Below are 15,562 nucleotides of genomic sequence, written 5' to 3' on the forward strand. Positions count from 1 at the left end.
CAGTCCCTCTGCCGTTCATACGAAATTCATGAAATCGAGGCGGCTTTTTCTTCCGGTCTCTCCGGTGAAGGTCGCCTTTGCGGCACCCCGACGGTTCTGTCAGCATAAAAGCAAAAGTCCGCATTCTGACACGCCCGGTCGGTCCAATTTCGATCGATTCGTCGATATCCAAGCATTATCTATCGTTTACTAATACGAGACGGTGCCGGATCCCTTGGCACCAATCATGCAACATTGCCGGTCGTACCGCTTTCGGAGGACGGATCTCCCGCGGCAGAACGAGCCTGGAAAGGGACGAATGCCATGATGAACGGAACCGCCTATGAAAAGTCTCTCGAGGCCATGAACTCGACGGTATTCATCTATGGCAAGCGAGTCGAGCGCTTCTGGGAGCATCCGGTCCTCAAACCCGCCTTTCACTGTCTGCGGGAGACCTACGATCTGGCCTCCGATCCGTCCAGGGATCCCGAGCTGCATTCCCTGCTGGTGACGGAGAGCCCCCTCACGGGCAGAACGATCAGCCGGTTTCTCCAGATTATCGAATCCCGGGAGGATCTGCTGGCCAGGATGAAAATGCAGCGCGCCCTGATGCGCCATACGGGGGGGTGCTTCGGCGGCCGCTGTGTCTCCGGTGCGGTGATCAATGCCCTCTGGTCCGTCACCTGGGACGTGGACCGCGAATCCGGGGGGAAAACGTCCTATCACGACCGTTTCCGGGCCTTCATGAAGGAGGCGCAGGAAAAGGACCTGGTCATCATGGGGAACATCACCGACGCCAAGGGCGACCGCTCCCTGCCTCCACACCGCCAGGCCGATCCGGACCTTTACCTGCGGATCGTCGAACGATACCCCGACGGGATCGTCGTCAACGGCGCAAAACTCCAGCAGTCCGGTGCCCCGCTGGCCCACGAGCGACTCGTGGTGCCGACCACGGCCCTGGGACCCAACGACGAGGCCTACGCCGTAGCCTTCGCCGTCCCAGGCGACGCCAAAGGGATCATTCACGTGAACGACTCGGCCTGCGCCAACGCCAAATTCATGGCCATGCGGCCCGACGACATCGGCAATGTCACGTTCGGCATGCACCAGAGCGCCCATGTCCTGTTCGACCACGTCTTCATCCCGAACGAGCGGGTTTTTCTGTGCGGCGAGGTCAAGGCCACCCGCGACCTGGTCCATCGATTTTCCGACTTCCAGCGGTTCGCCTCGGCGACCTGCCGCGCAGGGTACATCGACCTCTGCATCGGCGCCGGAATGGCCCTGGCAGACTACAACGGCGCGGGTGGATTCAGTCACATCCGGGACAAGCTGATCGACATGAGCGTGGACAGCGAGACCCTCTACGGGCTTGTGGCCGGATCGGCGGCCCTGGCGACGGAGCTTCCCTGCGGCGTGTTCCTGCCGGAGACTTTTTCCGTCAATGCCGCCAAACTTTATATGAACGAGGCGATCCTGAAGACGGGCCAGAGGCTGGCCGAGATCGGCGGCGGGATCCTGGTGACCCGGCCCTCCTCGGTGGACCTGGAGATTCCCGGAGTCGGGGAGCTTCTGGCAAAGTATCACCAGGGGCGTGCGGGCGTCGCCGTGGAGGACCGCCTGAAAATGGCCCGTCTCTGCGAATCCCTTTCGGGACTGGCCGCCCTGACGCCGATCCTGTCCGTCATTGCCGCGGGCCCGCCGGCGACGCAGCGCCTCAATTTCCGGCTCCTGACGGACTTCGGCCGGAACCGGAGGGCCGCGGAGCGCCTGGCCGGGATCGGCCGGGAGAAGGCACCTGCATGAACGTGCGCCGGGGATCGCTTCCCGGCGCCGCAACCAACCGCCATCGCGCCCCCGGAAAGAGATCCGGACCGGAAGACCCGGGGGGCCGGTGAGAAAGGAATCTCATCCATGCAGTTCAAGCTCACGAAGGAACAGGAACTGATCCAGCGGGCCGCCCGGGAGTACGCCGAAAAGACCGTGGCACCCCAGGTGGAGGCCATTCTCGAGACCGGCAAGGTTCCCGAATCGATCCTCAAGGACCTCAAGGAACTCGACTTTTTTGCCATCCCCATCGCCGAGGAATACGGCGGGGCCGGTGCGGGGTACGCGAGCTACGCCCTGGTCCTGGAGCAGCTTGCCCGGGTGTTCCCGACCCTCTCGGTCATCATCTCGGTCAACAATGTCGCCCTGGCGGCCATCAGCAACTTCGGAACGGAAGAACAGAAGAAGAAGCATCTTCCCCCGGGCGGGCGGGGCGACGACATCCTGTCCTTCGCCTTCACCGAGCCGGGAACGGGCTCCGATCCCAAGCAGCTCACGACAATGGCGGAGCGGAAGGGCGACACGTTCGTTCTCAACGGGACGAAGCGCTTCATCACCAACGCCGGGTATCCCGGGTCCATCGTCGTCGTTGCCAAAGAAAGCGACACCGGGGCCGTCAGCGCCTTTCTCCTCAGCAAGTTCTGCGAGGGGTACAGCGTGTCGGAGCCGTGGAAGAAGATCGGCTGCTCCGGGACGCCCCTCTATGACGTATACCTCAAGGACGTTGTCGTACCCGCGGAGAGCATGCTCGGCGGACCCAACAAGGGGTTCTGGGTCCTGAAAGTGGCCCTGGCGCTGGGCAAGATCGGCATCAGCTCCATCTTCCTGGGCTGCATGCTGGCGGCCTACGAGGAGGCCCTGAAGTATGCCACCCAGAAGACCCACCGGGGCCAGCCCATCGCCAAGTTCCAGTCGATCCAGATGGCCATCTCCGACATGGCCATGAAGTACGAGGCGGCCCGCTGGCTGACCTACCGGGCCGGCTGGCTGGCGGACCAGGCGAAGGACAAGGGGGACATCCTGAAGGACTCGGCCATGACGAAGATCTTCGTCACCGAGGAGGCGGTGGAACTGGCGAAGATCGCCATGAACGTCCACGGTTCCTACGGGCTGATGCAGGATTATAAGATGTCACAGATCTGGAAAGATGTTATCTTCGGGCCCCAGGTGGAAGGCGTGTCCCCCCTCCTGAAGGTTCTCGTGGCGGGGGAGATCCTCCGGGGCTGAGCGGAGGCGATGCTCCATCCGGTTCATTTGAGAGAACCGGGCGCGGAGAGATACGGAAAACAGGCTTCGCCGGCCCTGCGCCGCAAGGGGGCGGCCATCCGCCTGGTGCGGACGGACTTTGGACGAAGCCGTAAACGATTGCGGTTTCCTGCGACGCGGGTCCCCCTTCCTCCCTCCCTCGGGAGGTGGGGGACCCTCCCAAACCAATCACTCGACGGAAAAGCATGGATAAATTCGACGTCATCATCGTCGGCGCGGGGCTGGCGGGCCTCGCGGCCGCGCACACCCTGGTCCGGGAAGGAGCGGAGGTGCTCGTCCTGGAGCGGGGGGACTACGCCGGGGCGAAGAACCTGACCGGCGGGCGCCTCTACCTGAATCCGGTGCGTTCCCTGTTGCCGGAGCTGCTGGAGAAGGCGCCCCTGGAGCGGGGGATCGTCCGGGAGGAAATCTGCCTTCTCGGAAAGACCGGCTCCTTCATCGGGAGCTATGACGCCCGGTCCGGCGCGTCCGGGCCGCCGCAGAGCGCGAGCGTCCTCCGGGCCCGCTTCGATCGCTGGCTGGCGAAGGAAGTGGAGCAGATGGGCGCCCCGGTGGTCACGAAGAGCGCCGTGGAGGAGTTGATCCTCGAGAACGGGCAGGTGAAGGGCATCGTCGTGACGGGCGAGGAGATCGGCGCCGACGTGGTCCTGGCCTGCGACGGCGTCCTGTCCCTGACGGCCGAGAAGGCGGGCCTCCGGAACCCCGGGAAGCCGGAGCATTTCGCCGTCGGCATCAAGGAAATCATCGAGCTGGATGAAGGCGTTATCGACGACCGGTTCAACGTCGGTCCCGGCGAAGGGGCGGCGCGGCTTTTCCTCGGGGAGGCCACGCAGGGCCGCTTCGGGGGAGGGTTTCTCTACACGAACCGGACGAGCCTCAGCATCGGGATGGTCCTGGGCATCGACGTCCTGGGGGGCGCCCCTGGCGAGCCCACGGCGCCGGAGATCTTCGACGCCTTCAAGAACCGGCCGGAAATCCAGTCCCTCATCCGCGGCGGCCAGACCGTGGAGTACGGCGCCCACGTGATTCCGGAAGGCGGGATGGCGGGCGTCGGCAAGCTTTGCGGCGACGGCATCCTGGTGGCGGGGGACGCCGCGGGATTCGCCCTCAACACGGGGCTCATCGTCCGGGGCATGGACTACGCCCTGGCCTCGGGCTACTGGGCCGCCCGGGCCGTCCTGGAGGCAAAGGGACGGAACGATTTCCGCGCCGCTTCCCTGGCCTGCTACGAGGCGTTCCTCCGGGACAGCTTCGTTCTCAAGGATTTCGAGACGGCCCGCCACGCCCCGGAGGCCCTCCGGAACCCGCGCTTCTACGGCCGTTACCCGGATCTCGCCATGGGCATTCTGGAAGACCTGTTTGCCGTTCCTGAAGGTCCCAAGGACAAACTCTTTTCCACCGTCCGGCGGCATCTGCCCTTGCGGGAGATCCTGGCGGTCATCCGGGACATGAAAGGCATGGTGAAGATATGAGCGGCACCCAGGGTCTCAAGGAAAAACTGGGAAAAGACGTCTTCAAGCCCGGGGCGGACAAGCACATCGCCATCCGGCCGGGCCGGGAAAAGGATCCCCGGCTGCTGCGGGCCGTGGCGCTCTGTCCCTCGGGGCTCTATGCCCGGGGGGACGACGGGGCGGTGACCCTCACCCTGGAGGGATGCCTCGAGTGCGGAACCTGCCGGATCGCCTGCGGTCCGGAGGTCCTGGAGTGGTCCTATCCCCCCGGCGGGGCGGGCATCCAGTTCCGTTTCGGTTAGGGCAGGACGCAGTCGTTCTCCCCCGGCGGGGCTGCCGGGGAAGATTTTCTCTCAACCATCGCCGCGTTTCCTCGCGGTCGATCCTTTCATCAAGCGAGTCGCCATGAATATCCTGATTGCCATGAAGCAGGTGCCCGACCTGCAGCAGGTCCGCATCCGGGACCGCAAACCCGTTCTCGATGACGTGCCCCTCCTGATGGGGGACATCGACCGCAGCGCCCTCGCTGCGGCGGTCGCCCTGCAGGAAGCCGCGGCGGGGAAGAAGATCGTTCTCTCCGCCGGTGACGGAAACCTGGAAGACACGGTCAAGGAAGCCCTCGCGGCGGGAGCCGACGAGGCGGTTCTGGTGATCGACGACCGCCTCCGGGACGCCGAGAGCGCGTTTTCGGCGCGTGCCCTGGCCGAGGCGATCCGGCGCACCGACGACGTCGGCCTGGTCTTCTTCGGCGAAGGGAGTGCCGACAACTATTCCGGCCAGGTCATGTCCCGTGTTGCCGGGCTTCTGGGTTGGCCGCAGGCGGGATACGTGCGGGAGATCCGCCTGGAGGAGGGGAAAGCCGTTCTGACGCGCTCCCTGGAAGACCGCGAGGAGATCCTGGAGGTGGACCTGCCGGCGGTGGTGAGCGTCGTGTCCGAGATTGCCCAGCCCCGGACGCCCTCCGTGACGGCGATCCTCAAGGCCGGCCGGAAGCCGAAGACGGTCTTTAGCCTTGCCGACCTGGGCCTGGACGGACCGCAGCCGAAGGCCGTGGAGACCCTGGACCAGCTGGCTCCGCAGAGCGAGCGGAAAAAATTGGTCCTGAAGTCCGTGGAGGAGCTGATGGACGTCCTCCGTTCAAAGGAGAAGCCGTGAAAAACATTCTCGTTTACAGCGACCGGCCGGAATCGGCGGCGGAACTGGTCTCGGCGGGACAGCTCATTGCCGCCGCGACGGGAGGAACACTCCGGGCCCTGTCCGTCAACGCCCCGGATCTTTCCGCCTTCCTGGCGGCCCGGGGGATCGACGTGCTGGAGGTCCGGGCGGCGGGAGACCCGGTGACCGATGCGGCACAGATGGCTGCAGCGCTGCGGGAAGCGGCGGATCGAAGCGACGCGGGGGTCATCCTCCTGTCCTCCGGCCGCCGGGGGAAGGAAATCGCCGGCCGCCTGGCCCAGGAGATCGGGGCGGGCTGCCTGACCGACGTGGGCCGGCTGGACGTTGTCGCCGGCCGGATCACCGGCGTGCGGTATGCCCTGGGAGGAGCCACGGAGGTCTTTCAGGCGGTGGCGACGGATCGGCAGGTCCTGGCCCTCCGGCCGGGCGTCTTTCCGGAGGCGCCCGAGGGAACACCCGGGTCCGTTCAATCCCTGGATGTACAGCTTCCCGCACCGCGGGTCCGGCTGCGCGCGGTGAACGCAAAAGCGGGTGACGGTGCCGACATCGAAAAGGCCGAGGTCCTTGTCGTCGTCGGACAGGGTCTGGCGGAGCAGGGGGAACTGGCCCTGGCGGAGCGGATCGCCCGGGGGCTCGGCGGAGAGGTGGCCTGCACGAAACCCGTCGCCACGGACCGCCGCTGGCTTCCGGAGGACCGGATCGTCGGCCTCTCGGGCAAGACCTGCCGCCCTTCTCTGGCGCTTCTCCTGGGCGTGTCCGGCCAGGTCCAGTTCACCGTCGGGATCCGCGACGCGGTCACGATCGTGGCGGTCAACCGCGACGACCAGGCGCCCGTGGCGTCCCTGTCCGATTATTTCCTGCCGGCGGACCTGAAAGCGGTCCTGCCGGAACTGGCCGGTAAATTCCCGGGTCCCTGAGGAGGTGCGTCCGCCGGGGAAACGAACCGGGATCCGAAATCGCTTTTCATGCCGATGGACCGAACGAAGATTCGCTCGAGGCCGTCGCCCAACACAAAAAGGAGGGGAGATCATGAAAGAGAAAGCGGTTATCACGGCAGCGATCACCGGGAGCATCCATACACCGACCATGTCGGAATATCTGCCCGTCACGCCGCAGCAGATCGCCGACGACGCCGTCAGGGCCTACGAAGCGGGGGCGGCGGTGGTCCACGTCCATGCCCGGAACCCGGAAAACGGCATGCCCGTGCCGGACGTGAACCTCATGAAGGAGATCATCACCGGCATCAAGAGCCGCTGCCCCGTCGTCATATGCATCACCACCGGGGGCGGTCTGGGGATGACGGTAGAGCAGCGGGTGGCGCCCGTTTCCCTCTACAAGCCCGAACTGGCCTCGTTCAACGCCGGCTCCGTCAACTTCGCTCTCTTTCCCGCCGTCGGCCGATACAGCGAATGGAAATACGACTGGGAGACGAAATACCTCGCCATGTCGGAAGATTTCATTTTCCCCAACACCTTCAAGACCATGCGGGAGTACTGCGGCCACTTCGCCGAGAACGGGACCAAGCCGGAGTTCGAGATCTACGACTCCGGGATGGTCGACAACGTGGCCTGGCTGATCCAGGCGGGGCATGTGAAGAAACCCGTCTACGTCCAGTTCGTCCTCGGCATCCTGGGCGGCCTGTCGCCGAGCCCGGAGAACCTGATGTTCCTCGTGGAGCATGCCAAGCGGCGCCTCGGCGAATTTGAATTCTCCGTCTGCGTCGCCGGCCGGGCCCAGTTCCCCCTCTGCACCCAGTCGCTCCTTCTGGGCGGCAACTGCCGGGTGGGGCTGGAGGACAACCTCTGGCTGGAGAAGGGCCGGATGGCGAAAAGCAGCGGCGAGCAGGTGGAAAAGATCGTCCGCATCGCCCGGGAACTCGGCATCGATGCGGCCACGCCCGACGAAGCACGAAAAATCCTGGGCCTCAAGGGGATCGACAAAGTCAGCTACTGACGACGGTACCGCTTTCGACTTTTTTCTCTTTTTACAGAGAATCAGGCGCGGATGGGAGGCCAGGCATGCGGGAGGAGGGCTTCCCTCGCGCTCAGAAGCGTTTTTTCGACCCTGCATCGTCTCACTCCGCTGCAAAGTCATAACTCGCGCCTGGGGGCGCAGAGACTGATGACTTTGCGGTCGCTTCGCTGCGACGGCAGCGTGCCCTGAAAAAGCCGCTATTCGCGCTCCGGGAAGCCCCCCTCCCCGACCGACGTTCGCGGGGGCGCGACCGGGGGTTCCCAGAGGAGCAATTGGAAAACGTTTCCGGACCCAAGGCTCATCGGTTTCAGAAGGCGAAGGGCGGAAACGTTTTCGCGACGGCGGGAATCCCCGTGGCAGCCCCCGTGCCTCGACCGATGTTCGCGGGGGTGCGACCGGAGGTTTCCAGAGGAGCAATTGGAACGTCCCTGCCGGAAGCATGGGACGGGCATTTTAAACAGCCCGTGCGGAAAAACGGCCGCAACGGCGGCACGCCCCCGTGGCAGCCCCCGCGCCGCGACGCGAAGAGAAAGAAGAGAAAGAGGAGCGGATTTGAAATCCGCCCCCTTCCTTTGCATCCTGCCGCTTGGTCTCCCTTCCCGTCCAGTGTCGAAGGGAATCAGGCATCCGCATTCCCCCCTGCCTGATTCCATCAGATTGTTGGACGACACGATCAGACAATGTGGCATCGACGGCCGTCTTGTGATATGAGCGGCAGCATTCGGACCTCCGGGAGAGGGATGCGATGCTCGAACGATGGAAGCGATTCCTGCTGGATCTGGTCACAAACGGCAGGCATGAGACGTATGACGTCGAAGCCATCCGGAAGGTCACGCTCCTGTTCACGGGCACGACGATCGGAATCGTTTTTCTCCTGGTCCAGGGAACCATCTCGTATTTCAATTCCATCGTCTCTCTCTGTCTCATCGATTACACCCTGGCCTTCATTCTGCTGCTGATCCTGGTTTATGTCCGCCGGTCCCGGAATTACCCGTTCGGGCTTTATGCAGTGCTCTTTTTCTTCACCCTCCTGTGCTGGTACCTGCTCTCCTCCGGCGGGGCTTATGAGACGGGATACGTCTGGTATTACACATATCCCCTGATCGCCTGCTTCGGACTGGGCGCCAGGAAGGGGGCGATCGCGACCGCGATTCTCACGCTGCCGACCCTCGTCCTCTTTTCCCTGGACAATCCCCCCGGCATCATCGGCAGCTATCCTGTGAATTTCAAGATACGGTTCGTGGGCTCCTTTCTCCTGGTCTCCGCGCTGGCGTATCTTGCCGAGTACGTTAGAGAAGACACCCAGCTCCGGCTGGAGGGCAAGAACGACGAACTGCAGCGTGTGATTTCCGACTTGAAACTCACCAAGGGAAAGCTGCGGCAGGCGGGGGAGGATCTGGAAAAGCGCGTAGAGGAAAGGACACGGCAGCTATCCGACGCCAACCGGAAACTGATGGAGGAAATGCAGGAGCGCGCCCAGGTCGAGGAGGCGCTCCGGGTCAGCGAGGAGAAGTACCGCGTCATCGCGGAAAACACGGCGGATGTCATATCCTTTCAGGACATGAATCTACGCTATACCTATCTGAGCCCGTCCATCATCCGGCTCCGCGGCTTCACCGTCGAGGAAGCCATGGAGCAGACCCTGGATCAGGTCATGACCCCCGAATCCTTCCAGTTCTGCATGGGCATCTTCGGAGAGGAGACGGCCCTGGAGTCCGCCGGGACCGCCGACCCGCATCGGATCCGCATCCTGGAGCTTGAGCAATACAAAAAGGACGGGTCGACGATGTGGATTGAGGTCAGCATATGCTTTGTCAGGGACAGAGACGGGAATCCCGTCGGGGTCCTCTCGGTGTCCCGCGACGTCACGGAGCGAAGGCGGGCGGAGGAGGAAAAACGTCGCCTCGAGGAGCAGTTGAGAGAAGCCCAGAGGCTGGAGGCAGTCGGGACGCTGGCCGGCGGAATCGCCCATGAATTCAACAATCTGCTGATGGGCATCCAGGGGCAGGCCTCTCTGATGCTGCTGAGTCTGGATGACGGTCATCCCCATCACAGGCGATTGAAGCAGATCGAGCAGCAGGTCGCCAGCGGCGCCGACCTGACGAAACAGTTGCTGGGCTTCGCGCGGGAGGGGCGATACGAGGTCAGGCCCGCCGACATGAACGAAATCATCGAGCGGACGTCCGCCATGTTCAGCCGGACGAGAAGGGACATCACCATTCTGAAACGGCTGGAAGAGGGGCTCTGGACGGTTCGCGTGGATCGCGGGCAGATGGAGCATCTGCTGATGAACCTGTTCGTGAATGCCGGGCAGGCGATGAGGGAAGGCGGCACGCTCACCCTGAAGACGGAGAATTCGCACGCAGACGGGGGGCAGGACCCACCTTTTGCAGTCGATGCCGGGAAATACGTGAAGCTGTCGATCGGCGATACGGGGATGGGAATGGACGAAAGGACGCGCAAGCGCATCTTTGATCCTTTCTTTACCACGAAGGACATGGGCCGGGGCGCCGGCCTGGGATTGGCGACGGTTTACGGGATCGTCCGGGGGCATCGGGGGATGATCGACGTGAAGAGCGAGCCCGGGCAGGGGACGACGTTCGACATTTATCTTCCGGCCCTGGAGATGGAGACAGCCGCCGCCGGGACCGCCGCAACGAGAAAACGGGAAGGGAAGGGGAAGATTCTCCTGGTCGACGACGAACCGATGCTGTTGGAGGTGAACCGGCAGCAGCTCGAGGCGTTGGGGTACCATGTATACACGGCTGTGAGCGGACAGGAGGCCCTGGCCGTCTATGCAGAGAATCAGGAAGAGATTGCCCTTGTGATCCTGGACATGGTCATGCCGGGCCTGTCGGGAGGCGAGACGTTTGACCGTCTTCGAGCGATCAATCCGGCGATCCGCGTCCTCCTGTCGAGCGGTTACAGCATCGAGGGGCAGGCGCAGCAGATCCTGGACCGGGGCTGCGACGGCTTTCTCCAGAAACCCTTCGATTTTGAGCGGCTATCAAGAGAGATGGGGAGAATGTTCAGCCGTCGGGAGCAACACTGAACGCGTCCTTCCCGCCGCCAGGGCCTCTCATTTCTGAAGGACCTCCCGGATGATCCGAGACAGGTCGTTGATCAGGAACGGTTTCTGGATGAACCCGTTGCAACCCCGGTCCAGAATGCTCCGGGCCTCTCCTTCGATACTGTAACCGCTGGAGAGAATGACCTTCACGCCGGGATCGATGGCGCGAAGGGCGTCAAACGTCTGCCCGCCTCCCATCCCCGGCATGACCATGTCCAGGATGACCAGGTCGATCGAGTCTTTTCTCATCATGAAGACGGCCGTTGCTTCCTGACCGCTGCCGGCGCAGACGATCCGGTAGCCGAGATCCTCCAGAAGCTCCTTCATCACGGTGATGTTTTCCTGCTCGTCGTCGACCAGCAGGATGGTTTCCCGGCCTCTGGAGCTTTCCATCGCCGGTACGGGCTTTTCCGTGGTTTCATTCTTTTCCGATGCCGGGAAGTAGATCTCGAAGGTCGTCCCTTCGCCCACGGCGCTCTTCACTTCGATGAATCCGCCGTGGTTCTTGATGATCCCGTATGCGGAGGCCAGCCCCAATCCGGTTCCCTTTCCCGGTTCCTTGGTCGTGAAGAAAGGTTCGAAAACCCGTTTCCGGACCTCTTCATCCATGCCCGTACCGGTATCGCTCACGGAAATTTTCACGTGACGGCCCGGCTGAATGTCAAAGGATCGATGGTGCGAGCTGTTCAGGACGACATTTTCCGTCGTCAGCGTCAGGTCTCCTCCTTCGGGCATGGCATGCCAGCTGTTGATATACATGTTCAGCAATACCTGCTCGATCTGCCCCTGATCGGCGTCCACAAGCCAGATGTTTTCCTGCAGCCGGCGGCTGATCATGATTTCCTTCTTGGTCCGGCTGAACATGTCGGAAGTCTTTTCCAGCAGTTCATTGAGATTGGTCGGCCGGACCTCGTATTTCCCGCCCCGGGCGAATCCGAGCAGCTGCCGCGTCAGGTTCGCCGCACTCTGAACCTGCGTCTCGATTTTCTGGAGTCGCGAATAGCGTCGGTCTTCCGCGGGAAGGTCGATCTGCAGCAGGGATACGTATCCCTGAATTCCCATGAGGATGTTGTTGAAATCGTGGGCCACGCCGCCCGCCAGCGTCCCGATGGCCTCCATTTTCTGAACCTGGGCCAGTTCCGCTTCCAGGCGCTGCTTTTCACGGGCCGCCCTCTTCTGTTCAGTAATATCCTGGATTACCTGGACAAATCCGATCAACCGGTGTGAGCCGTCGATCCGGGGGAGCGTCTTGATCGAATAATTCCGGGCGGTGCCGGCGTAGATGATTTCATCGTGAACGGGCATGGCAGTGAAGGGGTCACGAAACCCTGCATCCGCGGTTTTCCCTGTTTCCTTGAACCCTTCCGTGCATTTACGGCTAAGGAGTTCCAGCAGGCGACGATCCTGTGCCAGCTCTTTCGCGGCTGCGTTCATCTGAATGGGGACACCGCTCCGATCCGTCACCATGATGGCGTCATCAATCGTGTGGAACGAGTCCTCCCACATATCCTTGGCCTCGGCCAGCTGGCTCTTCGACTGTTCGAGCCGAACGATATAGGCAATGAAAAACATGAAAAGCAGGAGCACGGAGAAGAGGACCGGGCTGAACCAGATATCCAGAGCGGCAAAGAGAGCAAGAGAGCCCAGGAATGCGGCCAGCATGGCCGCTGCCCACACTGCAATCGCCCGCCCGCCGTCCATTCTCATCAGCAGGACCAGGCCGAGGATCGCCAGGACGACGGAGGCGGCACGGACGACGGATTCGGGGGCCGCGTCAATCTGACGGCCCTCGATGAGGTTGCCGAGGATATGGGCATGCACCTCGATGCCGTTCATCGGCTTCCGCCGCTGGCTGAATGGCGTCAGGAATTGTCCGTCCAGTCCCGCCGCGTTGATTCCGACAAGGACGATTCTGTTTTTGAAAAATTCGGGAGGGTAACGGCCCTCCAGCACGTCGGCAAAAGAGAAACGGGGGTAGGTGCCGGGAGGCCCGTAAAAATGGATGTTTCTCGAATCCAGCTGGACGATGTCCGGCGGGAAGGCCGTTTCCGGATTAACGCCGGCAGGGGCTTCCCGGTGGAAGACGTTTCCCGGCAGGGTTTCATAGACGGCGGAGGCAAAGGAGGGGAGCTTCCGGCCTCCGTGATAGATGGTGTGATGAACGGTTCGGATGACGCCGTCGATATCCGGTTCCAGATGGGTGTGGCCGGACCGCAGGTTGGAAAATGCGGAATGGAACGGGGCGGACTGCGGGTTTTCGGGAATGTAGGTCGGGAAAACCACCCGTCCGTGCCTGCGGACTGCCTCTGCGAGCCGGGCATCACTGGCCGTGGGTTCCGTCATCAGGATGTCCAGGCCGACGGCGCCGGCCTGACTCAGCCGGCTCAGGAGACGGACGTAGTTGTCCCGTTTCAGGGGCCATCGGCCGAGCCTGTTCAGGGTGCTGTCATCGATGACCACAAGCAGGATGCTCTTTTCCGGTTCGACGGCGCCCCGGATCCGGAAGAACAGATCATAGCCGTGACGGCTCATTCCGTCAAAAAAACCGAAATACTCCATGAACAGGATCAGGACGATCCCGATGAGGATGGTGACGAGATGCTTTCGTGCGGGCTTGACGATGCACTTCAACGGGGGAGCCGCCTTTTCGGATATGCCGGGTGCCGCTGCCTACGGCAGAATCAGGATCATCATGAGCATCGCGGTTAACGTTCCGAATGTCGCCCAATACTTGGCACGGTCGGGAATCTCAAAGCTTTGGGGCGGAGAAAAACCGCCTTCAAAGCCTTCGGCGTCGATCGTGCTCGTCCTTACATAATAAACACCGGGGTCTGCCGGCCTGGACAGGGTGATTTCCGGCCGGTTCACTTTTTCGTCGACGACCGGTTTCCGGAAGCTTTCCTCCCTGGCAATCTGGCAGCGGTACGTCATCTTCGGGCCCTGATCCCGCCATCGGATATGGATGTTCTTCCCTTCCAGCGCCGGTTTCTCCAGGACGGGAGAGGGGGGAGGGGGAATGAGGGTAACCTTAAGGGTGTCGGACCAGCCTCCCTCGAAACCGTCGGATGCCTTGGAGCGGATGCGGAAGGAGTAGGTGCCGAAATCCGGGAACGACAGGTCTTGCGCCGTCTCGGCGGTTTCCGTGAGGCCCTCCGCCGTTTCCGGCGGTGTGGAAGCCCGGGACGTCTGGATCTGGTAGCGGACGGCGTCCGGGACTTTCATCCAGCGGAACGGAACGGTTTTCCCTTTCAACCGGGAGCCGTCGACCGGCGCCTGGATGAAGGGGGGCAGCGGCCTGGTGCGCACGTTGATTTTCTGGGGGGCGAGGGGCAGACCCTCGATCCCGATCTCATCGATGCTTCGCCCGTGAAGATAGTAGGGCCCGTCCTCAATCGCCGGAAACTCGGCGGTGTCGCCGGCGCGGATCACCTCTTCCCGGATTGCGTCTTTCCCCTCCGCATCGGATGTGAGCAGGATGCGATGCGAAACGGCCCCTTCGGCGGGCGCGAAACGGAACCGTAACGGCATGTTCCGGTACACGGGCAGCAGGTCGGTCGGACGCGGCGGGGGCAGCAGCCTGCGGGGCTTCGCGGGTGGGGCGCCCTTGACAACGCGGGTCCCTTCCCCCTCCTTCAGTGCAACCGACTGGTTCATGGCCTTGACGTCGACAATTCCTTCGAGGACTTCGGATGTCAGGTTCTCCTGTTCATCGACAGAAACTCTGAATTCCGTTCCCCTGGCCAGGGCGACGGCAGAGGGGGTCCGGATTTCCATCTGCGATTCCCGTCCCAGGATGCGCCGCAGCTTCACCAGCAGCTGCCCGCTTTGCAGGATCATCCGCTTCAGGAAGAAATCCCCCTCCTTCCGCTGTGATACATTCACATCGAGGATCGTGTCGGGGCGCTGCAAGAAGGTGGTTCCGTCCTCGAAGACGATTTCGACGGCGCTCCCGCCGCCGGTCCGGATCATGTTCCCCTGGAGGATGTAATCGTTCAACCGGACGGGTTTCCATGGACCTTCCGCCCCGGCCCGCACCGCGACATTCCCTTTTACAAAAATCACGTGTCCGCTGACGGGGAGGCCTCTCAGAAACCCGACGGGGATGTTCAGCTTCTGTCCCGGATATATCAGGTCATAGTCCTTTAACCGGTTGATTCGGCCGATTTTAGGCCAGTTCAGCGGATTCTCGAGGTATTTTTTGCAGAGGTCGATCAGGTTGTCGTTTTTGACCACGGTTATTTCAATGGTCTTCCCATCGGCGGCCCCGGCGGGGAAGGGCAGGAGAAAAAGCCCCGCGACAAGGAAGAAAGAGGCGAGAAGGAGCGCTCGTGCCGACCTTTTCTTTTCAAGCGGAACCATGGGATAACCTCCATGTCAGTCGCGATGTCGCGGATCTTTCATACCCGATTTCATGCAACGGTCTATAGTCACGCCTGTTTCAGGAGATCTTTTCCCCTCGGGACATGACGGATACATTCCCGGGTTTTGACGCGGCCCGGTCGGAGGACGGTTCTGCGGAAGGGTCAACATGCTTCCGACCACGGGAAATGCCGGTCCGCAATGGCGCATGGGGCGGTTGCGGTCTTCCGTATGCAACCGTCTCTAAGGCGTACATACGGAACAAGGCCCTCCATATTATATCGAACAACAATCAAAAAATCTTTAGCCGGCAGGGATTTTTTTCAGAGTTCGGGTTGGAATGAGGGTGTACAGGTCATGCGCCTGCCATATTCTCCTCTTCCCGGCGACGGATTCCCGCCCTCTCATTTCCTTGACGCGAATGATCAAATTCCCTATAGTTCACCGGCTTTCCCGGATCTCT

10 protein-coding genes are annotated in these 15,562 nt (G+C 62.3%); 8 read left to right on the forward strand and 2 right to left on the reverse strand.

What is annotated here, in order from left to right:
- The first annotated feature begins 303 nt into the window (after positions 1–303).
- From HPY65_04110 to HPY65_04145, 8 genes are all read left to right on the forward strand, one after another.
- Positions 304–1,782, forward strand: coding sequence for a 4-hydroxybutyryl-CoA dehydratase (locus HPY65_04110; protein NPU83651.1), 1,479 nt, complete (start codon positions 304–306; stop codon positions 1,780–1,782).
- A gap of 108 nt (positions 1,783–1,890) precedes the next feature.
- The gene (locus HPY65_04115) at positions 1,891–3,030 is read left to right on the forward strand and encodes an acyl-CoA dehydrogenase (protein ID NPU83652.1); all 1,140 of its coding nucleotides are present in this window, start codon (positions 1,891–1,893) and stop codon (positions 3,028–3,030) included.
- A 224-nt stretch (positions 3,031–3,254) separates the two neighbouring features.
- A complete protein-coding gene (locus tag HPY65_04120) occupies positions 3,255–4,541 on the forward strand; it encodes an FAD-dependent oxidoreductase (protein NPU83653.1) in 1,287 nt (428 codons plus the stop codon).
- Complete coding sequence (locus tag HPY65_04125; GenBank protein ID NPU83654.1) at positions 4,538–4,822, forward strand: hypothetical protein; 285 nt, start codon at positions 4,538–4,540, stop codon at positions 4,820–4,822. The genes HPY65_04120 and HPY65_04125 overlap by 4 nt, the downstream gene beginning before the upstream one ends.
- A 103-nt stretch (positions 4,823–4,925) precedes the next feature.
- Complete coding sequence (locus tag HPY65_04130; protein ID NPU83655.1) at positions 4,926–5,675, forward strand: electron transfer flavoprotein subunit beta/FixA family protein; 750 nt, start codon at positions 4,926–4,928, stop codon at positions 5,673–5,675.
- Positions 5,672–6,613: an electron transfer flavoprotein subunit alpha/FixB family protein gene (locus HPY65_04135; protein NPU83656.1), complete on the forward strand. Its 942-nt coding sequence runs from the start codon at positions 5,672–5,674 to the stop codon at positions 6,611–6,613. Before HPY65_04130 ends, HPY65_04135 begins: the two co-directional genes overlap by 4 nt.
- Before the next feature lie 112 nt (positions 6,614–6,725).
- Complete coding sequence (locus HPY65_04140; GenBank protein NPU83657.1) at positions 6,726–7,649, forward strand: 3-keto-5-aminohexanoate cleavage protein; 924 nt, start codon at positions 6,726–6,728, stop codon at positions 7,647–7,649.
- Positions 7,650–8,415: 766 nt separating this feature from the next.
- On the forward strand, positions 8,416–10,722 hold the full coding sequence (locus tag HPY65_04145; GenBank protein NPU83658.1) for a response regulator: 2,307 nt from the start codon (positions 8,416–8,418) through the stop codon (positions 10,720–10,722).
- A 27-nt stretch (positions 10,723–10,749) separates the two neighbouring features.
- Here the strand turns inward: HPY65_04145 and HPY65_04150 are convergent, their stop codons facing one another.
- Positions 10,750–13,371: a CHASE2 domain-containing protein gene (locus tag HPY65_04150; protein ID NPU83659.1), complete on the reverse strand. Its 2,622-nt coding sequence runs from the start codon at positions 13,369–13,371 to the stop codon at positions 10,750–10,752.
- Positions 13,372–13,410: 39 nt separating this feature from the next.
- Positions 13,411–15,099 carry a LysM peptidoglycan-binding domain-containing protein gene (locus tag HPY65_04155; GenBank protein NPU83660.1) on the reverse strand — a complete coding sequence of 563 codons (1,689 nt, stop codon included), beginning with the start codon at positions 15,097–15,099 and terminating at the stop codon, positions 13,411–13,413.
- Positions 15,100–15,562 lie beyond the last annotated feature (463 nt).

It is taken from the genome of Syntrophaceae bacterium, assembly GCA_013177825.1.
GTDB lineage: Bacteria > Desulfobacterota > Syntrophia > Syntrophales > PHBD01 > PHBD01.